Source organism: Streptomyces sp. NPDC051738, assembly GCF_044453205.1.
In the GTDB taxonomy this organism is placed as follows: domain Bacteria; phylum Actinomycetota; class Actinomycetes; order Streptomycetales; family Streptomycetaceae; genus Streptomyces.
On record NZ_JBITCM010000013.1, the window covers coordinates 90510 to 116669 of the forward strand.

Genomic DNA, 26160 nt, shown 5'->3' on the forward strand with positions numbered 1-26160 from the left:
CTGCCCGACCCCCGGTATGCCACTGGAGCCGTGATGCCCGAAGCCGTGATCGTCTCGACCGCCCGCTCCCCCATCGGCCGCGCCTTCAAGGGCTCCCTGAAAGACCTGCGCCCCGACGACCTCGCCGCCACGATCATCCAGGCCGCCCTCGCCAAAGTCCCCGAGCTGGACCCGCGCGACATCGACGACCTGATGCTCGGCTGCGGCCTCCCCGGCGGCGAGCAGGGCAACAACCTCGGCCGCATCGTCGCCGTACAGATGGGCATGGACCACCTCCCGGGCTGCACCATCACCCGCTACTGCTCCTCGTCCCTCCAGACCTCCCGCATGGCCCTGCACGCCATCAAGGCCGGCGAGGGCGACGTCTTCATCTCGGCCGGCGTGGAGGTCGTCTCCAGCTTCGCCAAGGGCAACTCCGACAGCATCCCCGACACGCACAACCCCCTCTTCGCCGAGGCCGAGGCCCGCACCGCCGAGGTCGCCCAGCAGGAGGGCACGACCTGGCACGACCCGCGCGAGGACGGGCTCATCCCCGACCCGTACATCGCCATGGGCCAGACCGCCGAGAACCTCGCCCGCGCGAAGGGCATCACCCGCCAGGAACTGGACGAGTTCGGCGTCCGCTCGCAGAACCTCGCCGAGGAAGCCATCAAGAACGGCTTCTGGGAGCGCGAGATCACCCCGGTCACGACCCCCGACGGCACGGTCGTCAGCAAGGACGACGGCCCCCGCCCCGGCGTTACCTTGGAGGGCGTGGCAGGCCTCAAGCCGGTCTTCCGCCCCGACGGCCTCGTCACCGCCGGCAACTGCTGCCCCCTGAACGACGGCGCGGCGGCCCTCGTCATCATGTCCGACACCAAGGCCCGCGAGCTCGGCCTCACCCCGCTCGCCCGCATCGTCTCCACCGGCGTCTCCGGCCTCTCCCCCGAGATCATGGGCCTCGGCCCGGTCGAGGCGAGCCGGCAGGCCCTGGGCCGCGCCGGCCTCACCATCGACGACATCGACCTGGTCGAGATCAACGAGGCGTTCGCCGCCCAGGTGATCCCCTCCTACCGCGACCTGGGCATCGACATCGACAAGCTGAACGTCAACGGCGGCGCCATCGCCGTCGGCCACCCCTTCGGCATGACCGGCGCCCGCATCACCACCACGCTCATCAACTCCCTCCAGCACCACGACAAGCAGTTCGGTCTGGAGACGATGTGCGTCGGCGGCGGCCAGGGCATGGCGATGGTCATCGAGCGCCTCAGCTGACGCCCCTGAAGCCCTCCACGCCAAGCCCCTGAGTAGTCAACTCACGACCCATCGTGAGCCTTCGGCCCAGAACCTGGGAAACACCAAGGTTCTGGGCCGATTTGTGATCCAATCTCCCCCAGGATGTGACCTATCTCCCTCTGCGGAGGGATTTACGCAGCTCAGAGCCGTTGCAGCACCAAACCCCAGGCCCAAAGTCCTGTCCGTTTCGTGACGTTACGCACTGACAGCTGGATAGTCCGCCCTTCAAGCTGATGTAGGAAGTCGGGGGTCGACTTTGAACCGGGAGTACGTCAGTGAGCGCCATGCCGATCGCCTTGCTGGTCACCACGGCCGCCACCGGCGCCGTGGGCGTCGCCGTCCTGCGCACCCTCATGGTGCTGCGCCGACAGGTCGCGGCCCTGCACACCGAGCTGGCACAGAGCAACCAGAACAACGCCGACAGGACCCGCGGCCTCGTCCCACCGGCCCGCCTCTCCGCCGACGCCGATGAGATACGCGCCGCGGTGTCCGAGGCACTCGCCGAGGAACGCGAGCGGGAGCTGGCCGAGGCACGCGCCTTCTGGGCCGCCCAGGAGGCCCGTGACGCCTCCGACGCACCCACGCTGCTGGGCCTGTCCGACAGCGAGCTGTTCCTGCCCCGTCAGGCCGATTTCGCGGGCCTGGAGCACCTGGAGCCGGTGTCCGAGCCGACCGCCGACGCCGACGAGTTCGCCGGGGAGTCCCCGGAACTGGCCGCGGCCCGCCGCCGTCACCCCTCCCACCCGGACTTCGTCCCGGTCTCCTCACCGACCGTGAACGATCACGAGCGCACGGTGGCCACCCTTGAGGACCTGGCCGCCTCCGCCACCGAACTGACCGACGTCCGCCCCGGCCCCCTCGGCACCCTCGACGTCTACGTCTTCGCCGACGGCACCACCCTCTGCATGACCCCGGGCCACCGCGAAACGGCAGAACGCCTGGCAACATCCCTGCGCGCAGGCGAGACACCGGTACTGCTGGGCGGCTCCGGAGTGTCAGGCGCGTACACCCTGACGTTCGCGTGCGGCGAGGAGAACGTCTACATCCTGGCGGACAGGGTCATAGCAAGCCTTTAGTGCCTGGGGCACTTCTTGGGCGCCGAGGAGCTCGGAGCACTTCTTGGGCGCCGAGAAACTGCAGCGCCGCCAGGGGCGCGGGGCTGTATCGATTTGCGGCTCCGCCGCGTGGGCGCGACCAGCCACACACCACCCGCACCCGCACCCGCACCCGCCGAACGAACCTCAGACCCCCGCCCGCTTCTGCGCATCCGCAACCAACCGCACCGCCTCAGCGACCTGATCCTCACTCTCAAGAACCACCGCCAAGTCATGCACGGCAACGGTGACTTGATCAGCCGCGGCAAACATCCCCGCGTCAGGCATCTCCCGAGGCTCAACCCCGGGCGCCTCCAGAACCTGCGCCCACCGGGCGAACTCCCGGGCCAACCCCAGCGCCTCCCCGGCGGCGCCCCTCTGCAGCCGACTCTGAGGCGCAGCCCTCAAACGGTCGGCGAAGTGATCAACGGCACGAGTCAAGGGCGTCGTATCAACCACGCCACAAACCTACGCGTCCCACCACGACTGTTGCCAACGGGCGAACGCTCAGGCACGGTGACCTGAAGGACCGGCTTACATCCCCTTTGCGTCCGGAGGCGCCGATGTCCCACGTCCTCTCCGAGGAGACCCACCGCAACATGCTCGCCCGCATCCCCCACTGCACCGGTCGTGAAGTCTCCGACTGGCTCCGCACCGTAGAAGAAGGCCCGGCCCTCGTCCGCTTCGAGGAGAAGGTCAGCTGGCTTCGCCACGAATACGACCTCGCGTACGGCCACGCGAAGGCGATCATCCACGAGTACGACCTGAGGAGGGCGGCGCGCAAATTCCTCTAGGCGCGCACAGACGCCGAAGGGCCCCGGGGACGAACCCGGGGCCCTTCGTTGCACGACCGTCGGAGACTAGTCGCTGCTGTTGAGGATCGAGATGAGCCTCAGGAACTCCATGTAGATCCACACCAGCGTCATGGTGAGACCGAAGGCCGCGAGCCAGGCCTCCTCGCGCGGCGCGCCGTAGGCGATGCCGTCCTCGACCTGCTTGAAGTCCAGGGCGAGGAAGCAGGCGCCGAGCAGGATGCCGACGACGCCGAAGACGATGCCGAGCGGGCCGCTGCGGAAGCCGAGGCCGTCACCGCCGCCGAAGACGGCGAACAGCAGGTTGACCGCCATCAGCAGGATGAAGCCGAGCGCGGCCGCCATCACGAAGCCGACGAAGCGGCGGTTGACGCGGATCCAGCCGGCCTTGTAGGCGACCAGCACGGAGGCGAAGACCGCCATCGTGCCGAGCACCGCCTGCATGGCCGCACCGCTGGCGATGTGCTCGTCGACGACGCTGGAGACGACGCCGAGGAAGACACCCTCGAGCGCGGCGTACGACAGGATCAGCGCGGGCGAGGCCTTGCGCTTGAAGGACTGCACGAGCGCCAGCACCATGCCGACCAGACCGGCGCCGATGGCGATGCCGTAGGACCGGTTGATGTTCGCGGCGTCGACCGGCAGCAGGAACCACGCGAGCGCGGCCGTGACGATCAGCGTGCCGAGCGTGGTGCCGGTGCGCAGGATGACGTCGTCGATGGTCATCCGGCCGGTGGTGGCCGGGGCCTGCGGCGGCGCGCCGTACTGGAGGTCCTGCTGGGCGTAGGGGTTCTGCGCGTACGGGTTGCCGGCCTGCGGCTGGGCGTACGGGTTGCCCTGCGTGCCGACAGCGGTGCCCCCGGCCTGCGGCGCGGTGTTGAAGCCCGCGTGGCCGTTGTCGCGGCTGAACCCCCGTCGCGAGAAGACCGGGTTGCTGCTCCTCATTTCACTCCTCCATGGCCACCGTGCGCGGCCTTGGCGTCAAGAGTAATAGGTAGGCAAAGGATTGACCCTAGTGCTTGGGGAGGATCTTTCCCTCGTCGTGTCGCGCAACACGCTACGCGGCCGGGTGATTCCCGGCCACGGAGGGTCTCATTCATGACGAACCTGGTACGTGGCCGGAACCGATCGGAGATCACTCCCTCGGCCCGCGCGTGCGGTCACCCGAACGGGAACCCGGTGTACCCCTCGGCGAGGTCCGTCTCGGCCGCCCGCGCCCCCGCGATCCGCTCCAGTCGCGCCAGCTGGAGCCGGTCCTCGAAGGGCGTGGCGTCGGGGGCGCGGTGCAGCAGTGTCGTCATGTCGTACGAGAACCGCTCGGCCTGCCAGACCCGGCGCAGACAGGTCTCGGAGTAGGCGTCGAGGAGCTCGGTCGAACCCGTCTCCTTCTCGTGCGTCAGCGCACGCGCGAAGGTGACGACGTCGCCGACGGCGAGATTCAGCCCCTTGGCGCCCGTCGGCGGCACGATGTGCGCCGCGTCGCCGGCCAGGAAGAGGCGGCCGTACCGCATGGGTTCGTGGACGTAGGACCGCATGGGCGTGACCGACTTCTGGGTGATGGGGCCGCGTTCCAGCCGCCAGTCGTCGGCCGTTTCGAAGCGGCGCTCCAGTTCCGCCCAGATCTCGTCGTCGCTCCACTCCTCGGGGTCCGTGCCCTCGGGCACCTGGAGGTAGAGGCGGGAGACGGACGGGGAGCGCATGGAGAGGAGGGCGAAGCCGCGGTCGTGGCGGGCGTAGACCAGCTCGTCGTGCGAGGGGGCGACGTCGGCGAGGATGCCGAGCCAGCCGAAGGGGTACGTCCGCTCGAAGACCCGGGTCAGCTCCGTCGGGATCGCCTTGCGGGCCACGCCCCAGAAGCCGTCGCAGCCGACGACGTAGTCGCATTCGAGAACGTCCTCGCCGCCCTGGTGCCGGAACCGGACGCGCGGGCCGCCGGTGTCCGCGCCCTCGACCGCCAGGGCCTCCGCCTCGAACAGCAGCGGGCCGCCCTCCTTGAGTTGGAGGGCGATGAGGTCCTTGCAGACCTCGGTCTGGGCGTAGACCATCACGGACCGGCCGCCGGTGAGGGCGGGGAAGTCGACGCGGTGGCGTTTGCGGTCGTACCGCAGCTCTATGCCGTCGTGTCCGAGGCCCTCGCGGTCCATCCGCTCCCCGGCGCCGGCCGCGCGCAGCACGTCCACCGTGCCCTGCTCCAGGATTCCGGCGCGCTGACGGTGCTCGACGTAGGCGCGGTCGCGGCTCTCCAGGACGACCGAGTCGATGCCTGCGTTGTGGAGCAGCCTGGCGAGGAGGAGGCCGGCGGGGCCCGCTCCGATGATGCCGACGGTGGTGCGCATCGCCGAACCTCTCTGTTCGCGTTGTTCGTCTGGTGAAATTTCATTCACCAAGTTCCGAACAGGAGTGTGCTCCCCTCGTCACGAGGTGTCAATGAATGCTGCAGCGATCGACGAACGTCGGAAGTGCCCAGAGCCGGACTTGAACCGGCACGCCCGCGAAGGGGCAGCGAGGTTTAAGCTCGCCGTGTCTGCATTCCACCATCTGGGCAGGCCATGGGCTCCGCATCGAGGTTCCGAGCCTATCGGGATACATCCCCCGAACAGCGGACGGGCGGACCGATGTTGTCTTATTTTATTGACGTCTGAGGGTGCATCAGCCCACGGAACGCGCCATCCGCACTTGCCAATAGCCTTACGTGCGACGGTCGACGGCGCATACGGAATGACGGAATTTCACCGTCCAAACGAGGACGCTCCACCTGTTCTCGATCCGAACACCTGTCAGGGGTCCTCGTCATCCTCAGGTATGACACAGCCGGGTCCGGTCCATCCGCAGTCTGTCTTCGGAACCAGAACAGCGACTGACTACACGGCGCCTCTCGGCCAGGACGATGGATGACGTCCATCGAACACATCGTCGTCCCCCAGGAGCGTTCCTCTCGTGACCACCGCATCCATCGCCGGCCGGGCCACCGCCGTGGCCGCGCGTGCCACGGATCTGTCGAAGATCTACGGACAGGGCGAGACCCAGGTGGTCGCCCTGGACCGGGTCTCCGTCGACTTCCGGCAGGCCGAGTTCACCGCGATCATGGGCCCCTCCGGCTCCGGCAAGTCCACGCTGATGCACTGCGTCGCCGGTCTGGACACCTTCTCCTCCGGTTCGGTGCGCATCGGCGACACCGAGCTCGGCTCCCTCAAGGACAAGCAGCTGACCAAGTTGCGCCGGGACAAGATCGGCTTCATCTTCCAGGCGTTCAACCTGCTGCCGACGTTGACGGCCCTGGAGAACATCACCCTCCCGATGGACATCGCGGGCCGCAAGGCTGACAAGCAGTGGCTGGATTCGGTCATCCGGATGGTGGGCCTGGCCGATCGCCTCAGCCACCGCCCCACCCAGCTCTCCGGCGGCCAGCAGCAGCGCGTCGCCGTCGCCCGCGCGCTGGCCTCCAAGCCCGAGATCATCTTCGGCGACGAGCCGACCGGAAACCTCGACTCGCGCTCCGGCGCCGAGGTGCTGGGCTTCCTGCGCAACTCCGTACGGGAGTTGGGGCAGACGGTGGTGATGGTGACCCACGACCCGGTGGCCGCGGCGTACGCGGACCGGGTGGTGTTCCTCGCCGACGGACGGATCGTCGACGAGATGTACCGGCCGACCGCGGACAACGTGCTCGACTTCATGAAGCAGTTCGACGCGAAGGGCCGCACCAGCTGATGTTCCGCACCGCCCTGCGCAACGTATTCGCGCACAAGGCCCGGCTGCTGATGACCGTGCTCGCCGTGATGCTCGGCGTCGCGTTCGTCTCCGGCACCCTGGTCTTCGCCGACACCCTCTCCAACGCCTTCCGCAACCAGTCGGCGAAGAGCTACGACAACGTCGCCGTCGCCATCACCTCGTACGCCAACCCGGACGACGCCGAGGAAGAGCCCGGGATCTCCCGGCAGACCCTCGACAAGATCTCCGCGGTGGACGGCGTCGACGCCGCCTACGGCCGGGTCGAAGGCTTCGCCGGGGTGGCCGACCCCGACGGGAAGCTGATCGGCGTCGGCTGGTCCAACAAGGGCTCCAACTTCGCCGCCGGCAAGGACGGCAAGGACTCCGCCTACACCTTCACCGACGGCTCCGGCCCGGTGAAGGACGATCAGATCGCCCTGGACAAGGAGTCCGCGACCAAGGGCGAGTACCAGGTCGGCGACCGGGTCCGGGTCGCCACGAACGGGCCGGTGAAGGAGTACACCCTCAGCGGCGTGTTCACCACCGAGGACGGCGCCGTGAACGCCGGCGGCAGCCTCGTCCTCTTCGACACCGCGGTCGCCCAGAAGCAGTACCTCAAGCCGGGCTACTTCGAGGGCGTCACCGTCACCGCCGCCCCCGGCGCGGACGACAAGAGGATCCTGGACGCGGTCAAGCCGCTGCTGCCGGACAGCGCCGAGGCCAAGACCGGCCAGGCGCTCGCCGACGAACAGGCCGAGCAGATCGAACAGGGTCTGGGCTCGCTCAAGCAGGTCCTGCTCGGCTTCGCGGGCATCGCGCTCTTCGTCGGGATCTTCCTGATCTCCAACACCTTCACGATGCTGGTCGCCCAGCGCACGAAGGAGATCGCGCTGATGCGCGCCGTCGGTGCGTCGCGCAAGCAGATCACCCGCTCGGTGCTCGCCGAGGCCGCGGTGGTGGGCCTGGTCGCCTCGGTGATCGGCTTCGTCCTCGGCATCGGCCTCGCGGTCGGACTGCGGTCCGGGATGGCCGCGTTCGACATGAAGATCCCGGACGGCCCGCTGATCCTGTCCGCCACGCCGGTGATCGCCGCGATCAGCGTCGGTGTGCTGATCACGATGCTCGCCGCCTGGCTGCCCGGCCGCCGGGCCGCGAAGATCCCGCCGGTTGCGGCCATGAACAGCGTCCACGCGGTGGCCACCACCAAGTCGCTGGTGGTGCGCAACTCCATCGGTGCGGCCATTACCGCCCTCGGCGCCGCCGCGATCGTGGCGGGTGCCTCGACCGGCGGCGACGACGGCCGGATGTACATCGGGGCGGGCGCGTTCTTCGCGCTGATCGGTGTGATCATCCTGATCCCGCTGCTGTCCCGGCCCGTGATCGCGCTCGTCCGTCCGCTGCTCGTCGGCCCCTTCGGGGTGGCCGGCAAGCTGGCCGGCCAGAACGCCGTCCGCAACCCGCGCCGTACCGGCGCCACCGCCTCGGCGCTGGCGATCGGACTGACGCTGGTGACCGGCCTGTCGGTGCTCGGTGTCACGGTCGGCAAGGCCATCGACAAGATGACCACGGACAACATCAAGGCCGACTACATGGTCTCGATGGCGAACGGCGGGGACCTCGACCAGTCCGCGCTGACGGCGCTGGAGAAGGCCAAGGGCGTCTCGGCGGTCTCGCCGCAGCAGAGCACCTACTTCCAGCTCGGCGGCGAGGACTTCGTGTCCGCTTCGGCGGTCACGCCGGGCGACATCGAGCAGGTCCTGAACGTCGACGTCGTCAGCGGCAACATCGGCTCGCTCGCCGAAGGTCAGATCGCGGTCGCCGAGAAGACGGCCAAGAACAAGGGCTGGAAGCCCGGCGACAGCATCCCGGTCACCTTCAACGACGAGAAGAAGGGCACGCTCAAGGTCGGTGCCGTCTTCAAGGACAGCGAGTTCCTCTCCCCCGTCCTCGTCGACACGAAGGTCGTGAACCCGCACGAGGTGCAACCCAGCATCCAGCAGATCTTCGTGAAGGTGGACGGCGGCCAGTCCTCGGCGAACGAGAAGGTCCTCGTCGACGCGCTGGGCGACAACCCCGCGATGACGATCATGGACCAGCAGGACATCCGCAACGAGTTCGGCGGCGTCATCAACACGATGCTGAACATCATGTACGGCCTGCTGGCGATGGCCCTGATCATCGCCGTGCTGGGTGTCGTCAACACCCTCGCGATGTCGGTCTTCGAACGGCAGCAGGAGATCGGCATGCTGCGCGCGATCGGTCTGGACCGGCGCCGGGTGAAGCGGATGGTCCGGCTGGAGGCCGTGGTCATCTCGGTGTTCGGCGCGGTGGTCGGCATCGGCCTCGGCTCGTTCCTCGGCTGGGCGATCGGCGAGACCATCGCGGACCAGATCCCGGGCTACACGCTGGTCCTGCCCTGGGACCGGATCGGGATCTTCCTGGTGCTGGCCGCTCTGGTGGGCGTCCTGGCCGCGCTGTGGCCGGCCCGCAACGCCGCGCGGCTGAACATGCTGAACGCGATCAAGGCGGAGTGACCACGTCCCGCCCCACCGAAGGGCCGGGCTTCCCCGTGACGGGGGAGCCCGGCCCTTTCCTTGCGGTCGCCTGCGGTTGCCCGCGTCCGGTCAACGCCGCCCGGGCGCACCCCACTCACGGGCCCGCAACGGCATCCCGGAGTCACCGGAGTCGGGCGTCCTGATCGCCAGGACCTGGTTGACGCCGATGCGGTTGCGCTCGAAGGCCAGTGCGCAGGCGGCCATGTACAGCTGCCAGACGCGGGCCCGCCCCGGGCCGGTGAGCTTGACCGCCCGCGCCCAGTCGGCCTCCAGGCGGTCGACCCAGCGGCGCAGGGTCAGGGCGTAGTGCTCCCGGATCGACTCGACGTCGCGCACCTCGAAGCCGGCCCGCTCGAGCTGGGTGACGGTGACGCCTATGGGCTGGAGCTCACCGTCGGGGAACACGTAGGAGTCGATGAACTCGTCGACCTGGTACGAGGATTCGTCGCGCTGCGGCCGCCGCCCGATCTGGTGGTTGAGCAGCCGCCCGCCGGGCTTCAGGAGCCGGTACAGCACATCGGCGTACTCCAGGTACCGCTCGGCGCCGACGTGTTCGGCCATGCCGACGGAGGAGACGGCGTCGTACGGCCCGTCGTCGACGTCCCGGTAGTCCTGTACGCGGATCTCCACCTTGTCGGTGAGTCCCTCGCCGGCGATGCGCTTACGGGCGTAGGCCGCCTGCTCATGGGAGAGGGTGACACCGACGACGCTCACGCCGTACTCGCGGGCCGCGTGCATGGCCATGGAGCCCCAGCCGCAGCCGACGTCGAGCAACCGCAGGCCGGGCCCGAGGGCGAGCTTGCGGCAGACGAGGTCGAGTTTGTCGTGCTGGGCGGCTTCGAGAGTGCCGTCCGGGGGCGGGGCCGACCAGTAGGCGCAGGAGTACACCATGGACGGCCCGAGGACGATTTCGTAGAAGTCGTTGCCGACGTCGTAGTGGTGGCTGATGGCGCGTCTGTCGGTGCGCTTGGTGTGCAGATGGCCGCGGGCCCGGCGCACCTCCTCGGGGGGCGGCGCGGGCGGCAGCGGAAGTCCGCCGAGCCGGACGAGCCCGCGGACGGCGGCCCGCACCTCGGGGTCCCGCAGCGCCTGAGCCAGGCTCCTGGCGTCCTCCCCCCGCTCCCACACGAGTCCCGCGAGCAGATCGAGGGCGGCGTAGAGGTCCCCTTCGATGTCGATGTCCCCGGCCACCCAGGCCCGGGCCAGGCCCAGTTCACCCGGCTTGAACAGCAGCCGCCGTACGGCACGGCGATTGCGTACGACGAGTGTCGGCGCGCCCGGCGGCCCCGCCTGCGAACCGTCCCAGGTGCGGATGCGCACCGGGAGGGGAACTCCCAGCAACTGTTCGAGAAGGTCCTTCAGCCGCACCGCGGCGTCTGGCATGGCGCACACCTCCGTGACGAGGAATCCCGGAATGTCCAACAACGTAAACACCAGAACGCCCGCGACGCTGTCCCGCCACGGTGTCACGTTTGGGCAAATTGTCAGAGCATCCGGGCGTCGCTGTCCAGGACGCCGACGGCATCGCGGCCGGTGTCAAGTCCCGAGTTGTCCTGTCACGAAAGGCCGTGGCATGACGGGCCCCGGGCAGCGGGCCCTAATGGACGTATCCGCTTTCCCTGCTTCCTACGGATGTGAACGGCCATGACTCGACTTTCCCGCTTCCAGCGCCTCGCCCTACTGACCGCTTCGACCACGGTGATCACCGGAGGTGCCCTCCTGCCGGGCACCGCGTTCGCCGCCCCGGCGCCGCACGCCCCGAGCGTCACCGCGGCTGATGCCCGCTGGGTGGAGACCAAGGATGCTCACAGCGGCATCACCGCCGAGCTTCCCGCGAAACCCAAGGTCGAGAATCTGCCTGGCGGTCGTACGTACCTAGCGGAGACCGACTCCATGATCGCCCAGTTCTCGGTCGTCGAATCGTCCGGTGCTGGTCAGAACGATCTCGACTCCGCCCTCGAGGGCTACGTGTCCGGCTACAACGAGCCCGCGCAGTCCGCCGAGGAGAAGATCGAAAGTACCAACGTCAGTACGGGCACCACGGCTGACGGCCATCCCACGCTCCATGCGGACATCGCTGCCCCTGATGGCACCGCCGGCCGTGTCGGCTTCATCTACACGGGCGATTACGTGGTCCAGATCGCGGCGGTCGGCGTCAGCACGGAGCCGGACACCGTGCAAGCGGACTACAAGCAGCTCCTCGACAGCGTCCAGCTGCCCGCCGGCGGCCAGCCCGGCCGGGCTCTCTGACCGCCCGAAGCCCTCGGGAGCGCAATGCCGAAGGGACCGCCCGCACCACGGATGGCGGGCGGCCCCTTCGGGGTGGTGACGAGAGGTCCGAGAGTCAGGAGGCCTTGGCCTTCTCGCCCTTGCTCGCGGCAGCGACCGGGGCCGGCTTGGCGGCCTCGTAGAACTCCTCGCGCGGGTGCTCCATCGCGCCGAGGGAGACGACCTCGCGCTTGAGGAACATACCGAGGGTCCAGTCGGCGAAGACGCGGACCTTGCGGTTCCAGGTCGGCATCGCCAGACCGTGGTAGCCACGGTGCATGTACCAGGCGAGACGGCCCTTGAGCTTGATCTTCATCTTGCCCATGACGATCATCGCGACGCCCTTGTGCAGGCCGAGACCGGCCACCGCACCCTTGTTGGCGTGCTCGTAGTCCTTCTGCGGGAAGCCCCGCATACCGGAGATCACGTTGTCACCGAGGACGCGCGCCTGACGCAGCGCGTGCTGGGCGTTCGGCGGGCACCAGGCGTTCTCGTTGCCCGCCTTGCGGCCGACGAGGTCCGGGACCTGGGCGTTGTCGCCGGCGGCCCAGATGTAGTCGGTGCCCTTGACCTGGAGCGTGGTCTCGCAGTCGACGTGGCCACGGGGGCCGAGGGGCAGACCGAAGCGGCCGAGGGCGGGGTTCGGCTTGACGCCGGCCGTCCAGACGATGGTGTTGGAGTCGACCTCAAGGCCGTTCTTCAGCACGACGTGGCCGTCGACGCAGGAGTCCATGGAGGTGGAGAGGTAGACCTCGACCCCGCGGGCTTCCAGGTGCTGCTTGCCGTACTGGCCGAGCTTCGGGCCGACCTCGGGCAGGATCTTGTCGGCGGCGTCGACGAGGACGAACCGCATGTCCTCACGGGACACGCTGGTGTAGTACTTCGCCGCGTCGCGGGCCATGTCCTCGACCTCGCCGATGGTCTCCGCACCCGCGAAGCCACCGCCGACAAAGACGAAGGTGAGCGCCTTGCGGCGGATTTCCTCGTCAGTCGTGGAGTCGGCCTTGTCCAGCTGCTCGAGGACGTGGTTGCGCAGGCCGATGGCCTCCTCGATGCCCTTCATACCGATGCCCTGCTCGGCGAGGCCGGGGATCGGGAAGGTGCGGGAGACCGCGCCCATCGCGATGACCAGGTAGTCGAAGGGCAGCTCGTACGCCTCGCCGACCAGCGGGGCGATCGAGGCGACCTTGCGGTCCTGGTCGATGGTGGTGACCCGACCGGTGAGGACCTCCGCCTTGGGCAGCACGCGTCGCAGCGGGACGACGACGTGGCGCGGGGAGATGCTGCCGGCGGCGGCTTCGGGGAGGAAGGGCTGGTAGGTCATGTACGACCGGGGGTCGACGACCGTGACGGTCGCCTCGCCGTAGCGCATCTTCTTGAGGATGCGCCGAGCTGCGTACAGGCCTACGTACCCACCGCCTACTACGAGGATCCTGGGACGCTCCGTGGTGCTCATGCCATCGAGTATCCACCCGCCTCAGGGGGGTCGCTCGTGCGCCCCTTCACAAGCTCTTGCATGCCCTGTGCTACACTCCCCGGCCCGCGTGACCCAGGTCATGGTCGCGATCGGGAACCCGGTTGCGCTACGACCCGTTGTCAATGCCGCGTGAGCTGCCTCTCTGCGTTATCGGGCCCCCTGTGAGCGGCCCGAAACGCCCTTCCGCGCCAGCCTCCCGCGACCTCCTTACACCGCCCATCTGAACATGTTCAAGGCCCTGTTCACCCCTCGGAAGGGTCAACCGGCGCCCGTCCGTGCTTCGACAGGGCCGAATTCCTTGTGAAGAACTTCACGAAGTTTCTTCGGCGGGCCCTCGTAGCGGGTGGCGAAGGGGGCCGCAAGGCGCCTCTCGGAGGCGCTCATACGCTAGCCGACCTGCTCAGCCGACGACTACCGCCCAGTAACAAACGAGACGCGAACCACCCTCCGGCAGCGATCTGGATCACCGTTCACCCGTCAGCGGCACTCCGCGCGCGCTTGGACAGAAGTGTGCATAGCGTGCAGCCATGATCACCTCACAGAAGGCCCTCAAGCGGGCCACCGCTCGAATAGTCACGGTCAGCGCTGCCCTGGGCATCGCTCTCGCAGCAGGGGCAGCGACGGCTGCATCCGCCGCCGCCTCACCCGTCGCCACGAAGGCCACGGCTGCCTACGACGGCCACGGTCACGGTCACGGCCATCACCACGACCACGACGGCGACGGAGGGAGTTGCAGCGGTCTGCTAGTGCTCCTCTGCAATTGACGGACAGCCCGCACGGGCTGACACGACGGCCCCGGTTCCTCCCACGAGGTACCGGGGCCGTTCCGCGTCACAGCAGGTCAGTCGCCGCGCTTGCCCACCTCGGCGTCCTCCGCCACCTTGAAGGCGATGCCGTCGAGAATGTCGTGCTCACTGACCACGACCTCCTCCGCACCGATCCGCTCCATGATCGCCAGCAGTACGAGGGCACCCGCCGCGATGACGTCAACTCGCCCCGGATGCATGGACGGTACGGCCGCGCGCTCCGCGTGCGTGGAGTGCAGGAGCCAGTCGGTGATCTCCCGCACCCGGTCGTGGCCGATCCGGGAGTGGTGGATGCGGGTCGAGTCGTACTCGGGCAGGTCCTGGGCGATCGCCGACACCGTGGTGACCGAGCCGGCGAGCCCGACCAGGGTCCTGGCCTCGCGCAGCGGCACCGTCTCCTCGGCGAGGTCGAGAGCGGCCTCGATATCGGCCCGCATCGCCGCGATCTGTTCCTCGGAGGGCGGGTCGGAGACGACGCCCTCGCGGACCAGGTGACGCTCGGTCATCCGCACACAGCCGACGTCCACGGAGCGCGCCGCGCGGACGTGCTCCTCGCCGACGACGAACTCGGTCGACCCGCCGCCGATGTCCACGACGAGGTAGGGCCGGTGCACGTCCTCCCGCCCCGTCAGTTCCTTCGTCGCGCCCGTGAAGGAGAACTCGGCCTCCTGGTCGCCGGTGACGACCTCGGGCTCGACCCCCAGGATGTCCATGACCCCGCGCACGAATTCGTCCCGGTTCTCGGCGTCCCGGGACGCGGAGGTGGCGACGAAGCGAAGCCGCTCGGCGCCGTGCTCCTTGATGACCTCCGCGTAGTCACGACAGGCGGCGAAGGTCCGCTCCAGCGCCTCGGGGGCGAGCCGGCCCGTACGGTCGACGCCCTGGCCGAGCCGCACGATGGTCATACGGCGGTCCAGGTCGACGAGTTCGCCGGTGGCGGGGTCGACGTCGGCGACGAGGAGCCGGATGGAGTTCGTGCCGCAGTCGATGGCGGCGACGCGGGTCACTTGTCGTCCTCCTCGCCCAGCGGGGTCGCTTCGAAGAAGCCGCCGCCGTTCGCACCGAGCTTCTTGATGTCCTCCTGCGTCGCCAACGGAGACACACAGGGGCCCTTGGCCCACCACTCCGGCAGCATGGCGATCGCCTCGTCGCCGAGGGGGTTGACCCCGGGACCGGCCGCCAGGGAGTGGCCGACCAGGACGTGCAGGCACTTCACCCGGTCCGGCATGCCGCCCGCGCTCGGGAAGCCCTTCAGCTCCTCGATCTCGTCACGGCGCCGGATGTAGTCCTCGTGCGCGGAGCGATACGCGGCGGCCAGCTCCGGGTCGGTCTCCAGCCGCGCCGTCATCTCCTTCATCACGCCGTTCGCCTCCAGCGTGCCGATCGCCGACGCCGCCTTGGGGCACGTCAGGTAGTACAGCGTCGGGAAGGGCGTGCCGTCGGGCAACCGCGGGGCCGTCTCGACCACGTCCGGCTGCCCGCACGGACACCGGTGCGCGATCGCGCGCAGCCCGCGCGGCGGACGCCCGAGCTGCTGCTTGAAGGCCTCGACGTCCGCGTCGGTGGGCTCGGTACGCGGGGTGGGCGGCGGGGGCGTTTCCATGCCTGTCTTTCTATCGGTGTTCACGGGCCGGGTTGATTGGCGGGGGTGGGTTGGCGGGGGGGGCGGGTTGGCAGGGGTGGAGTGGCCGGGGTCGTTGGTCAGGTTCACCGACCAGTTCGCCAGCCGCATTCACCAGCCGACTCGTTGGCCGGACTCGCCCACCGAGGTCCAGTGGCCGGATCCACCGGCTGGGGTCATCGGTCGGGTTCACCGACCAGTTCCCCGGCCGCATTCACCAGCCGACTCGTTGGCCGGACTCGCCGACCAGGGTCCAGTGGCCGGATCCACCGACCAGGTCGAGTGGCCAGGTTCACGGCGAGTGGCCGCTCACCGACCAGGGCGGGTGGCCGTTCAGTGGCCGGAGGCATCCGCGTCGGCCTTGTCGATGCCGTCCCAGATGTTCGCGTACCAGGGGCGGTCGGCCGCGGCCACGTCGGCCCGTGACTGCTTGGCCGCGTCAGGATCGATCACGATGTAGCCGGTCTCCCCGGGCATCACGTAGTGCAGCCGTTGCCGGATCTGCTGCTCGGCGTACGCGTCGTCCTGCCAGCGTGCCTTGGTGTCGCGCAGCTCCTCGACCCGCCGGGCGGCCTCTTCCTTCTGCCGCTGCGTGTCGGCGATCTCGGCGCGCTGCGAGACGTACTGCCTTATCGGGTAGGCCAGCGCCACGATCATGGAGCAGAGGACCAGCGCGAGCAGTGCGGCGCGTCCGGTGAGCCGGGAACGCCGGGCCTGCCGCTTGGTCTGGGAGCGGTAGACGCGGGCCGCCGTCTGCTCGCCGAGCAACCGGATCCTGGTCGCGGTGGAGAACCGGTCCCGGTCCTTCACGGCCATGTTCCCCGCCTCCCGTTTCACACGCGTACGTCCCCGCACACGGTACGGGACCGAGTACGGGGACGTACGTATGACTGGCTAAGCCTTACCCAGGTGGGGTCAGCGGGTCAGCGGGTCAGCCCTTGAAGCGCGGGAAGGCCGAGCGGCCGGCGTACACCGCCGCGTCGTCGAGGATCTCCTCGATGCGCAGGAGCTGGTTGTACTTGGCGACGCGGTCCGAGCGGGCCGGGGCGCCGGTCTTGATCTGGCCGCAGTTCACCGCGACGGCGAGGTCGGCGATGGTGACGTCCTCGGTCTCGCCGGAGCGGTGGGACATCATGCACTTGAAGCCGTTGCGCTGGGCCATCTCGACGGCGTCCAGGGTCTCGGTCAGCGAACCGATCTGGTTGACCTTGACGAGCAGGGCGTTGGCGGAGCCCTCCTCGATGCCGCGGGCCAGGCGCTCCGGGTTGGTGACGAACAGGTCGTCGCCGACGATCTGGACCTTGTCGCCCAGCTTGTCGGTGATGACCTTCCAGCCGGCCCAGTCGTCCTCGAACAGCGGGTCCTCGATGGAGACGAGCGGGTAGGCCGCCACGAGCTCCTCGTAGTACTCGGTCATCTCGGCGGCCGAGCGGGACTTGCCCTCGAACTCGTACGAGCCGTCCTTGTAGAACTCGGACGCGGCGACGTCGAGCGCGAGCGCGATCTGCTCGCCGGGGACGTAACCGGCCTGCTTGATGGCCTCGATGATGAGGTCGAGCGCGGCGCGGTTGGACTCCAGGTTCGGGGCGAAGCCGCCCTCGTCGCCGAGGCCGGTGGACAGGCCCTTGGTCTTCAGCACCTTCTTGAGGGTGTGGTAGACCTCGGCGCCCCAGCGCAGCGCCTCGGAGAAGGACTCCGCGCCGATCGGGGCGATCATGAACTCCTGGATGTCCACGTTGGAGTCGGCGTGCGAGCCGCCGTTCAGGATGTTCATCATCGGCACCGGCAGCAGGTGCGCGTTCGGGCCGCCCAGGTAGCGGAAGAGGGGGAGGTCGGACGCCTCGGAGGCGGCGTGGGCGACGGCCAGGGAGACGCCGAGGATGGCGTTGGCGCCGAGCGAGCCCTTGTTGTCGGTGGCGTCCAGGTCGAACATCGCCTGGTCGATCAGGCGCTGCTCGGTGGCGTCGTAGCCGACGAGCTCCGGGCCGATCTGCTCGATGACGGCGAGGACGGCCTTCTCGACACCCTTGCCCAGGTAGCGGTTGGGGTCACCGTCGCGGAGCTCGATGGCCTCGAAGGCGCCCGTCGAGGCGCCGGACGGAACGGCGGCACGACCCGTGCTGCCGTCGTCGAGGCCGACCTCGACCTCGACCGTGGGGTTGCCTCGGGAGTCCAGGATTTCCCGGGCTACGACGACGTCGATGGACGGCACGAGCATCTCCTTCTTGGGATGTGACGTGGGTACGCAGACCCCGGAGGGTGCTGCGAGATGAGCCTAACCGGCTCCGGGCGATCGGCCAGCGGTCGACCGCTCCGTGAACAGAACCGATGGCAAATTGTTTCCGAACGGAACAAAAACCCGGGGTGCCGAGTCCGGGGCGCCGAGTCCGGGGTGCCGAGTCGGGGCACTCGACCCGGGCGCACAAAAAACCCCGCCCCGGTGCGTACGGGGGAACACGCACCGGAGCGGGGAACCCGTGGGGGACGGGGGTGACCCTCACGAGGTCTTCACTATGAGGTCCACGGATGTGAGGGCCCTGTGGTTCAGCTACCGACCCGCTGTTACTTCAGGTGCAGCTGCTGGCCCGGGTAGATCAGGTCGGCGTCCTCGACGATGTCCTTGTTCAGCTTGAACAGCTTCTCCCAGCCGCCCTTGACGTCGTGCTCAGCCGCGATCGTGCTGAGGGTGTCACCCTTGACGACCTTGTACTCGCCGTCACCCTTCTTGACCTTCTCGCCGGTCGGGGTGGTGACGGTCTTGGTCGACTTCTTCTCGGCGGCCGGACGCTCGGCGGAGCGGGAGGCCGACTGCTGCTCGGTGGAGCGCGTGGTGGTCTCGCTGCTCTGCGAGGAGCCGCTCGACGAGCCGTTGTACGCGGCGCTCGACAGGCCGGTGCCGCAGTTCGGCCAGGCACCCTTGCCCTGGCCCGCGAGGACCTTCTCGGCTATCTCGATCTGCTGGGCCTTGGTGGCCTGGTCGGCGGTGGAGGCGTACGCGGTGCCGCCGTACGCGGCCCAGGTGGAGGCGGAGAACTGCAGACCGCCGTAGTAGCCGTTGCCGGTGTTGATCGACCAGTTGCCGCCGGCCTCGCACTGGGCGACGGCGTCCCACTCGGAGGCGGTGGCGGCGGAGGCACTGCCGGCCGCCATCAGCGGAGCGGCGACGGCGGCGGCACCGGTGACGCCGACGACGGCGATGGCACGAGCGGCCTTGGACGGACGACGGTGCTTGCCCTTGCTGGAAAACAGCATGGAAGGATCCCCTCACCGACGCCTGCGAGGTGAGCTGTCGGGTTCGGGCCGGTTGAGTTGCCCGGCCGCGTACCGCTGGTGCTGGCACGCGACTTCACCCCAAGCCGACTCCGGCCGTGCGGCCCCGAAGGGCCTCAACTGCCGGACCCGGCACAAACCTTGGGTCCCCCGCTCCTGCCTACGGCGCTTGACGCGACGACTGTTCCCGTACGGCCGCTGGCAGGATTCGGCGTTGCGGCAGCCGGGGCTCGTGGTGACGAGCGATCACGACCGTAGACGCGCAATTCGCGGAATGACAAAGACGATCAGGGCTTCTGAGATCTATCTCTCACTGCTATCAAAACGGACATTCAGGTGCGAAGCGGGGCGCGAACTCCCGCTGCTTTTCACCCTATTCGGCAGGTACTTCCAGGGTCTGACCGGGGAAGATGTGATTCGCGTCAGCACCGATGTCCTGCTGGTTCGCCTGATACAGCGCACGCCACCCGCCGTCGAGGTCAAGGGAGTCGGCGATGGAGGCGAGAGTGTCGCCTGCGCGGACGGTGTACGAGGCGTGGCGGCCGGACGACTTGGCGGTGCCCTCGGCGGCCTCGCTCTCGTCGGCAGTGGCACCGCGATGGCGCCCCGACCCGGTCGCGGCGTCGGCGGTGTCGACAGCGCCGGTGTCGACGAGGCCCCAGGAGCCCGCCGCCGACTCCGAGTTGTCCTGATTGTCGCTTTCGGGTGTGCCCGCAGGGGAGCCGTCGGGCGACTGCGAGGCCTCTGCGTCGGATGACGTATCGGACTCGGCGGAACTGTCGCCCTTAGTGGAAGAAGAGGGCGAAGATGAAGAATCCCGGGAGGATTCGGACGAATCATCGGCGGAGCCGCTCGACGAGCCGGGGGAATTCGAAGCATTGGAGGAGTCGCCGGACGACCCATTGGACTGCGACGAGCCCGACGAATTGGACGAACCGGATGAATCAAGCAATCCGGAGGATCCCGATACCGCGGACGGCGAGTCCTCGTCGACACCGGTGTCGACGTCGGCCGAGCCGGACTCCTTCGTGAGCCCACTGAGCAGTCCGCAGGTGCGCCAGGCGCCGACACCCTGGTCCGCGAGGATCTTCTGGGCCACGGCGATCTGCTGGGAGCGGCTCGCCAGGTTGGGGCTCGACGCGTAGTCGAGGCCGCCGTACTCGTCCCAGTCCTCCTGGGTCAACTGCAGTCCGCCGTAGCGCCCGTCGCCGTCGTCGGCGGCGCTCCAGGAGCCGCCGCTCTCGCATTCGGCCACCTTGTCCCAGACGTTGCCCTCGGCGGCGCTCGCGCCCGTGGCGGCGAGGAGCGGGATGACGACGGCGGAGCCGGTCACTCCGGCCGCGACGAGAAGAGCCGGAGCCTGACGGGGGCGTCGGTGGCGACCGTTCCCGGAGAGCATGCGGGGACCTTTCGCGAGACAACGGTGACCGCGGCGCGCGAAACCTGGGCGCCGTCGTTGATCCGTGAACGTATAGGCAGACGATCACTTGTCACAAGTTAATGCCGCGTAGATCACGTGAAGATCACAGACTTGAGTGCGTGTCACGTTTGCGGTGGTGGACGAACTCACCTAACAGGGGTGAACTCCACCGGAAGCGTACGCAGTCCGCGCATGATGAGACCGCCGCGCCAGCGCAACTCGGCCGGGTCCACGGCGAGTTGCAGATCCGGGAGGCGGGTGAGGAGGGTGGCCAGGGCGGTCTGGCCCTCCAGACGGGCGAGCGGGGCGCCGAGGCAGTAGTGGATGCCGTGGCCGTAGCCGAGGTGCTGGTTGTCGCGGCGGCCCAGGTCGAGGACGTCAGGGTCGGCGAACCGCTCCGGGTCCCGGTCGGCGGCGGCCAGGACGACGAGGACCGGGTCGCCGGGGGCGATGAGCTGCCCACCAATGCTGAGCGGTTCGGTGGCGAAGCGCCAGGTGGCGAGTTCCACGGGGCCGTCGTAGCGGAGGAGTTCCTCCACACCGGTTTCGAGGAGGGCCGTGTCGTGGGCGGCGAGGGAGGTCTGGAGGCGGGCGCGCTGCTCGGGGTGGGTGAGCAGGGCGTAGGTGCCGTTGCCGATGAGGTTGACCGTCGTCTCGAAGCCGGCGAACAGCAGGATGAAGGCCATCGCGGCGGCCTCGTTCTCGGTGAGGTGCTCACCGTGGTCGGAGGCGCGGATGAGGCCGGAGATGAGGTCCTCGCCGGGGGTGGGGGTGTCGGGGAGTGCCTCGCGCTTGCGGTGGATGAGGTCGGCGAGATAGCCGCGCATCTTCTTCACCGACCGCGCGACACCCCCTCTGGGGCCGCCCTGGTGGCGGATCATCATGCCCGCCCAGTCCCGGAAGTCGTCCTGGTCCTCGCGGGGGACGCCGAGCAGGTCGCAGATGGCGTAGATGGGGAGCGGGAACGCGAACTCGTGGATGAGATCGGCGCTCCCCTCGGCGGCGAACCCGTCGATCAGCTGATCGGTGAGCTCCCGCACCCGCGGGGCGAACTCGGCGACCCTGCGGGGCGTGAAGGCCTTGGAGACGAGGCGGCGCAGCCGCGTGTGGTCCGGCGGGTCGATGTTGAGCAGATGCGTCATCAACTCGGCCTTGCGCTCACCGGGGATACCGGTCTTGCCCTTGGCGTGCGCGGGCTCGTCGTGGTGGGCCGGGTTCTTGGACAGACGACCGTCGGCGAGGGCCTGCTTGGCGTCGACGTAGCGGGTGACCAGCCAGGCCTCCACGCCGCTGGGGAGGCGGGTCCTGTGGACGGGGGCGTGTTCGCGGAGCCAGGCGTAGGCGGGGTAGGGGTCCGTCGCGAACTCCCAGGTGAAGAGTTCGGGGGCCTCGGGGGTGGCGCTGGTGGGGGTGGGCTGGTCGGTCACTCCTTGACGGTATCCGGAGGTGTCGTCGTGCTGTGGCCCGGTGGTGGGGGGCGCTTCGGGGAGCCCGGGTGGCACCGTACTGACGGGGAGCCGGGCGGCACCGTACTGACGGGGAGACCAGGCCGCACCGTACTAACAGGGAGACCGGGCGGCACCGTACTAAGAGGACACCCCCTCAGCAGCCCGTACGGCATCCCTGTAGGCCCGCGCGGCAACCCGCAACGCCGCCTCCGGATCCACCCCCGCCGCCTCCGCCCGCACCGCCATCGCAAGCAGCTCGTACCCGACGCCCTCGCCCGACGGCAGCGGCACCTCCAGTCCCGCCGTGCGTACCCGCGATGCCAGCTTCGCCGCGAGGGCGAGGCCCGGCTGGCCCAGGGGTATGCCCTCCGTCACCGACGCCCGCTGCTTCTCGACGGCCTTCGTGCGCAGCCAGTGCTCCTTGACCTCCTCGGGGGTCGTCGCCGTCTCGTCGCCGAAGACGTGCGGGTGGCGGTGGATGAGCTTGCTGACGATGCCGCCGGCCACGTCGTCGATGGAGAAGGGAGACTCCCCGTCCTCGGCACGGCCTTCCTCGGCGATCCGTGCGTGGAAGACGACCTGCAGCAGGACGTCGCCCAGTTCCTCGCGCAGCTCGTCGCGGTCGCCGTCCTCGATCGCCTCGACGAGTTCGTACGCCTCCTCGATGCCGTACTTCGCCAGGCCCTTGTGGGTCTGCTGGGAGGACCACGGGCACTCGGCGCGGATGCGGTCCATGACCTGGACGAGGTCGAGGAGGCGGGCGCCGGGCAGGTCGTAGGAGGCGGGGAGCAGCTCCAGGTCCGGCATCCGCAGGCGGCCCGTGCCCGCGAGGCGGGCGAGGCCGTCGGTGAGGGCCGGCTCGCCCTCGCCCGTGGCCACGACCACGACCGTGTGGCCGCCGGCGCATGCCTCGATCAGCTGCTCGGCGGTCGGGGCGGTCTCGTCGACCGCTATCCCGGCCTCGCGCAGATACGGCAGCTGCGGATGCGCGCCGTCCGCGCACAGCACGCGGTCGGCGGCGTGCAGCGCCTGCCACGCGGGCCAGGACAGCAGGCCGGGCGCGACACGGTGGCTGGTGGTGAGCAGGACGATGCGGCCGGGGGCGGCTTCGGGGCTGGTTGCGTTCACGATCCGAACGTAACCCACGTCGCCGACGGCCCCCGAAGTTATCCACAGGCCCTACTTGTCCACGGGCTCTACTTGTCCACAGGCCCTACATCGTCGGCTGCGTCCCGGCCGCCGTCACCTCACGCACCCACGGCGTCTTCGCGTCGGCCCGGCTGCTCTTCTGGACGTCCCAGGTGCCGTAGCGCGGGTTGAGGTCGATGTCGAGTTTCTTGGACGCCGCGGTCAGGGCGTTCCAGAAGGCGGGCTTGCCGGTGTCGGTGCCGAGTGAGGTGGCGAGTTTCTGGGCCTCCAGCTGGAGGCGGAGGTTCTCGTCGAGGCGCTGCGGGGGGATGCCGTACTGCTGGAGCCAGGCCGTCTCCAGCGCCTTGGCGCCGCCGACCTGCTCCTCCAGGCCGCCGCGCATCCCCTGGAGCTCCTTGCGGGTGACGGTCACGCCCGCGTCCTGGGCGGCGCGGTGCAGCACCCGGTCGAGGACCATGGTGTGCAGGACGTCGCGCGGGAGAGTGCCGGACTTGGCGATGACCTGCGCGTACTGGGTCTCGTCGGGTACGGCCGCGCGCTGTGCGTCGCGCACCTCGCTCACCCTGTTCTCCAGCTGCGCGACGGTGATCCGCTGGCCGCCCACGACGGCCGCCGCACCAGGATGCGCATCGCTTCCGCAGGCGGTGAGGAGGGGGGCCGCAGCGGCGATCGCGGCGGTGAGGAAGAGCGCGGTGCGACGGCGGCGGTGCAAGGAAGCCTCCCGAGGAGATTGTGCGACGGTGCACAAAGTCTTGCGGTGATCGATGGTAGGCAGTGGGCAAGCTCTGGCCAACCCATTCGACCAACGATTCACCAGGACTTCGGGCACCGAAGCACCCCCGCCCGGCCCACTCGGCACACTCCGCCCCCTCAGGGCGCTCGGTCCGCCGGGCTCCGCACGGCTGGAACTAGCCGCGCACCTGCCCCAGCCACTGCAGCGTCCGGCGCACCTCTCCCGCCAGCGGGTGCCCCGGTCCCTTCAGGCGTTCCACGTCGAGCAGCAGCCGGGCCAGGGTGTCGTGGGCCGCGGGGCGGTCTCCGAGGGCGAGGAGGAGGTGGCCGATACGGCGGCGGACGTCGTGGGCGAGTTCGGGGTCGCCGCCGGAGACGTACTGGTTCTCGTAGTACGGCAGCAGCGCGCGGTACTCGGTGAGCGCGGCCGCCGGTTCGCCGAGCTGCTCCAGGCACTGGGCGGCGTCGCAGCGGAACCGCAGGGACTGCGGGTCGGCCTGGCCGGCCTCGGCGGCGCGTTCGTCTGCGAGGCGGCGCAGTTCGGGCAGCGCGCGCCGGTACTGGCCGTCGTCCATGAGCGTGGCCGCGTACTGCTTGCGCAGGGTGCGCACGACCGGGGAGTGCTCGCCGTGCTGCTCGGCCGCGGCGGGCAGGATCGCGCCGAGGATGTCGACGGCCTGGGTGATACGGCCCTCGCCGAGGAGCCGCTTGACCTCGTCGACGGCGCGGGCGACGTCGGGCTTCTCGGGCGCGGCCGGCGCGGGCGTGACGGGCGCGGGCTGTGGTGCGGGCGTACGCGCGCGGTCCGGCCAGGGGGCGTGGGGGCGCAGGAAGGGGCGGGTGGGGTCGAGGGGCGCTCCGGTGGGCGTCCCGCGCGTGGGCAGAAGCAGCGCCAGGTGCTCGTAGACCTCCTGTGCGGAGGCCGGGCGGTGCTGCGGGTCCTTGGCGAGCAGGCGCAGGACCAGGGCTTCGAGTGCCTCGGGGACCTCGGGGCGGATGCGCCGCACGGGGACCGGCGGCTCGTACAGGTGCCGGTGCAGCACGCCGAGCGCCGTCGAGCCGGAGAACGGGACGTCGCCGCTGAGGAGTTCGTGCAGCAGTACGCCGAGTGCGTACAGGTCGGTGTACGGGCCGACCGCGCCGCCCATCGCCTGCTCGGGGGCCATGTAGGCGGGCGAGCCGATGGGGGTGCCGGTGTGGGTGAGGCGGGTGGTGTCGGCGTCCATGACGGAGGCGACGCCGAGGTCGAGGACGGTGACCGTGCCGTCCTGCTTCACCATCACGTTGCGCGGCTTGAGGTCGCGGTGGACGATCGGCACGGCGTGCACGGCGCTCAGTACGGCGCACAGTTGCGCGGCGACCGCGACCGCCCACTGCCAGGGGTACGGGTCGTGCTCGATGAGGTGGTCGGAGAGGTCGGCGCCGTCGACGTACTGCATGACGAGGAACAGCTCCTCGCCCTCACTGCCCGCGTCGTGCACGGTGACCAGCCCGGGGTGGTCGACCTGCGCGGTGACCCGGCACTCGCGCACGAAGCGCCGGCGCAGCTCGTCCGCCTCCTGGCCGGCCACCTTGTCGGGGCGCAGCAGCTTCACCGCCACGCGCCGGTCGAGCCGTTGGTCGTACGCCGTCCAGACCTGCCCCATGCCGCCCTGTCCGATGAGCGTGGACAGTTCATAGCGGCCGGCGACGACACGTCCTGTCGTCACGGTCACCTTCCGCCCTCGGGGTTGCCGTCCTGCCGGGCGTCGTGCCGGCGCAGGTAGTCGCTGAGTTCGTCGAGCTCGGCGCGCACCTGGTCGATGCGCGCGGGCGCGGGGCGCTGCGGAGCCGGGGGCGGCGGTACGGGGCTGTGGGGGGCGGCGTCGCGGGGCGTCGGCGTGTGGGGTATCGGCGTGTGGGGCATCGGGGGCGACTGCGGCACGGTCGACGATGTGTACGGCGGCTGCGGATAGCCGTAGGCCGGGGCGGCCGGGGGCCGCTGCGCGGGGTAGCCGGAGAAGCGGAGCTGGTGGAAGTGGCGTATGTCCGCGGAGAGGTAGTACGAGATCGACAGGACCGTGCCGCCCAGGAGGAGGAAGAGGCCCAGCCAGCCAGCCGCTGTGTGGATCTCGTCGCCGGGCTCGGAGCCCAACAGGTACAGGCTGAGGATCTCCACCACGATCGACGCCACGAACAGGCCCCAGTCGAGCGCCTTGCGGGTCACGATGGCCAGGCGGAGCATCATCGTCCACATCAGCAGGCCGAAGCTGAGCACCGAGATCACGACGAAGCACACGCGCAGGAAGACCAGCCACCCGGTCGGCGGCGGCTGCTTCACCGGCTGCGTGTAGCCGTGGCCTTGCATGGCTGCTCCTGGTGCCTGAAGTGAACGTACGAGGTCCGCCGCCCTGCCCGCTGCGGGACGACCGGTGCGGGACAACCTCGGTCGTGCGATTGCGGCTTCGAGCGTATAGGTCGACACCGACATACGGTCACTGGTTGTACCGAACCGTTGTCGTGCTGATCACTCGGTACGACGGCGC

23 protein-coding genes, 1 tRNA gene and 1 riboswitch are annotated in these 26160 nt (G+C 69.5%); of the genes, 7 read left to right on the forward strand and 17 right to left on the reverse strand.

The genetic code is table 11. The annotated features are described in order from the left end of the window. Positions 1-33: 33 nt before the first annotated feature. Positions 34-1254, forward strand: coding sequence for an acetyl-CoA C-acetyltransferase (locus ACIA8X_RS28540; RefSeq protein ID WP_399459435.1), 1221 nt, complete (start codon positions 34-36; stop codon positions 1252-1254). Between the two features lie 305 nt (positions 1255-1559). Next, a complete protein-coding gene (locus tag ACIA8X_RS28545) occupies positions 1560-2351 on the forward strand; it encodes a hypothetical protein (protein WP_393455569.1) in 792 nt (263 codons plus the stop codon). Between the two features lie 165 nt (positions 2352-2516). On the opposite strand, the gene ACIA8X_RS28550 is transcribed toward ACIA8X_RS28545, so the two are convergent. Next, the gene (locus tag ACIA8X_RS28550; RefSeq protein ID WP_393455339.1) at positions 2517-2828 is read right to left on the reverse strand and encodes a hypothetical protein; all 312 of its coding nucleotides are present in this window, start codon (positions 2826-2828) and stop codon (positions 2517-2519) included. A gap of 104 nt (positions 2829-2932) precedes the next feature. Here ACIA8X_RS28550 and ACIA8X_RS28555 point away from each other — a divergent pair, with 104 nt between their 5' ends. Then, on the forward strand, positions 2933-3163 hold the full coding sequence (locus ACIA8X_RS28555; RefSeq protein ID WP_093904792.1) for a DUF4287 domain-containing protein: 231 nt from the start codon (positions 2933-2935) through the stop codon (positions 3161-3163). A gap of 66 nt (positions 3164-3229) precedes the next feature. On the opposite strand, the gene ACIA8X_RS28560 is transcribed toward ACIA8X_RS28555, so the two are convergent. The 3 genes from ACIA8X_RS28560 to ACIA8X_RS28570 form a co-directional block, all read right to left on the reverse strand. After that, a complete protein-coding gene (locus tag ACIA8X_RS28560; protein ID WP_393455336.1) occupies positions 3230-4126 on the reverse strand; it encodes a Bax inhibitor-1/YccA family protein in 897 nt (298 codons plus the stop codon). A gap of 215 nt (positions 4127-4341) precedes the next feature. Beyond that, on the reverse strand, positions 4342-5517 hold the full coding sequence (locus ACIA8X_RS28565; RefSeq protein WP_393455333.1) for a 4-hydroxybenzoate 3-monooxygenase: 1176 nt from the start codon (positions 5515-5517) through the stop codon (positions 4342-4344). Between the two features lie 124 nt (positions 5518-5641). Continuing rightward, positions 5642-5725: transfer RNA gene (locus ACIA8X_RS28570), tRNA-Leu, on the reverse strand. Positions 5726-6118: 393 nt separating this feature from the next. Here ACIA8X_RS28570 and ACIA8X_RS28575 point away from each other — a divergent pair. Both ACIA8X_RS28575 and ACIA8X_RS28580 read left to right on the forward strand, forming a co-directional pair. After that, the gene (locus ACIA8X_RS28575) at positions 6119-6889 is read left to right on the forward strand and encodes an ABC transporter ATP-binding protein (RefSeq protein ID WP_393455330.1); all 771 of its coding nucleotides are present in this window, start codon (positions 6119-6121) and stop codon (positions 6887-6889) included. Continuing rightward, positions 6889-9423 carry an ABC transporter permease gene (locus ACIA8X_RS28580; protein WP_399459436.1) on the forward strand — a complete coding sequence of 845 codons (2535 nt, stop codon included), beginning with the start codon at positions 6889-6891 and terminating at the stop codon, positions 9421-9423. The genes ACIA8X_RS28575 and ACIA8X_RS28580 overlap by 1 nt, the downstream gene beginning before the upstream one ends. Positions 9424-9513: 90 nt before the next feature. Here the strand turns inward: ACIA8X_RS28580 and ACIA8X_RS28585 are convergent, their stop codons facing one another. Next, positions 9514-10827 (reverse strand): class I SAM-dependent methyltransferase, encoded by a 1314-nt coding sequence (locus ACIA8X_RS28585; RefSeq protein WP_399459437.1) that lies wholly within the window; start codon positions 10825-10827, stop codon positions 9514-9516. 261 nt (positions 10828-11088) lie between these two features. Between ACIA8X_RS28585 and ACIA8X_RS28590 the strand changes: the two genes are divergently transcribed. After that, the gene (locus ACIA8X_RS28590) at positions 11089-11694 is read left to right on the forward strand and encodes a hypothetical protein (protein ID WP_399459438.1); all 606 of its coding nucleotides are present in this window, start codon (positions 11089-11091) and stop codon (positions 11692-11694) included. 94 nt (positions 11695-11788) lie between these two features. Here the strand turns inward: ACIA8X_RS28590 and ACIA8X_RS28595 are convergent, their stop codons facing one another. Further along, positions 11789-13168, reverse strand: a complete 1380-nt coding sequence (locus ACIA8X_RS28595; RefSeq protein WP_393455317.1) for an NAD(P)/FAD-dependent oxidoreductase — start codon at positions 13166-13168, stop codon at positions 11789-11791. 548 nt (positions 13169-13716) lie between these two features. On the opposite strand from ACIA8X_RS28595, the gene ACIA8X_RS28600 reads away from it, so the two are divergent. Next, on the forward strand, positions 13717-13953 hold the full coding sequence (locus ACIA8X_RS28600) for a hypothetical protein (RefSeq protein WP_399459439.1): 237 nt from the start codon (positions 13717-13719) through the stop codon (positions 13951-13953). 77 nt (positions 13954-14030) lie between these two features. Here ACIA8X_RS28600 and ACIA8X_RS28605 read toward each other — a convergent pair whose 3' ends face one another. The 11 genes from ACIA8X_RS28605 to ACIA8X_RS28655 all read right to left on the reverse strand — a co-directional run bounded on the left by ACIA8X_RS28605 (position 14031) and on the right by ACIA8X_RS28655 (position 25982). Further along, on the reverse strand, positions 14031-15002 hold the full coding sequence (locus ACIA8X_RS28605; protein ID WP_399459440.1) for an exopolyphosphatase: 972 nt from the start codon (positions 15000-15002) through the stop codon (positions 14031-14033). Next, positions 14999-15598 (reverse strand): DUF501 domain-containing protein, encoded by a 600-nt coding sequence (locus ACIA8X_RS28610; protein ID WP_393455311.1) that lies wholly within the window; start codon positions 15596-15598, stop codon positions 14999-15001. Before ACIA8X_RS28610 ends, ACIA8X_RS28605 begins: the two co-directional genes overlap by 4 nt. 351 nt (positions 15599-15949) lie before the next feature. After that, positions 15950-16432, reverse strand: coding sequence for a septum formation initiator family protein (locus tag ACIA8X_RS28615; protein ID WP_393455308.1), 483 nt, complete (start codon positions 16430-16432; stop codon positions 15950-15952). A gap of 115 nt (positions 16433-16547) precedes the next feature. Then, positions 16548-17834, reverse strand: a complete 1287-nt coding sequence (eno, locus tag ACIA8X_RS28620; RefSeq protein WP_093904782.1) for a phosphopyruvate hydratase — start codon at positions 17832-17834, stop codon at positions 16548-16550. Between the two features lie 344 nt (positions 17835-18178). Beyond that, the gene (locus tag ACIA8X_RS28625) at positions 18179-18868 is read right to left on the reverse strand and encodes a transglycosylase family protein (RefSeq protein ID WP_393455305.1); all 690 of its coding nucleotides are present in this window, start codon (positions 18866-18868) and stop codon (positions 18179-18181) included. A gap of 4 nt (positions 18869-18872) precedes the next feature. Beyond that, a riboswitch (cyclic di-AMP (ydaO/yuaA leader) is annotated at positions 18873-19064 on the reverse strand. Positions 19065-19259: 195 nt separating this feature from the next. Further along, positions 19260-20285: a transglycosylase family protein gene (locus ACIA8X_RS28630; protein WP_393455302.1), complete on the reverse strand. Its 1026-nt coding sequence runs from the start codon at positions 20283-20285 to the stop codon at positions 19260-19262. A 167-nt stretch (positions 20286-20452) separates the two neighbouring features. Continuing rightward, on the reverse strand, positions 20453-21733 hold the full coding sequence (locus ACIA8X_RS28635; protein ID WP_393455299.1) for a cytochrome P450: 1281 nt from the start codon (positions 21731-21733) through the stop codon (positions 20453-20455). A gap of 159 nt (positions 21734-21892) precedes the next feature. After that, a complete protein-coding gene (locus ACIA8X_RS28640; protein WP_399459441.1) occupies positions 21893-22882 on the reverse strand; it encodes a nucleoside triphosphate pyrophosphohydrolase in 990 nt (329 codons plus the stop codon). 85 nt (positions 22883-22967) lie between these two features. Beyond that, the gene (locus ACIA8X_RS28645; RefSeq protein WP_393455293.1) at positions 22968-23615 is read right to left on the reverse strand and encodes a SurA N-terminal domain-containing protein; all 648 of its coding nucleotides are present in this window, start codon (positions 23613-23615) and stop codon (positions 22968-22970) included. A 196-nt stretch (positions 23616-23811) separates the two neighbouring features. Next, entirely contained in the window at positions 23812-25308 is a 1497-nt protein-coding gene (locus ACIA8X_RS28650; protein ID WP_399459532.1) for a protein kinase, read from the reverse strand. Between the two features lie 38 nt (positions 25309-25346). After that, positions 25347-25982 (reverse strand): hypothetical protein, encoded by a 636-nt coding sequence (locus ACIA8X_RS28655; RefSeq protein WP_399459442.1) that lies wholly within the window; start codon positions 25980-25982, stop codon positions 25347-25349. Between the last annotated feature and the right edge of the window lie 178 nt (positions 25983-26160).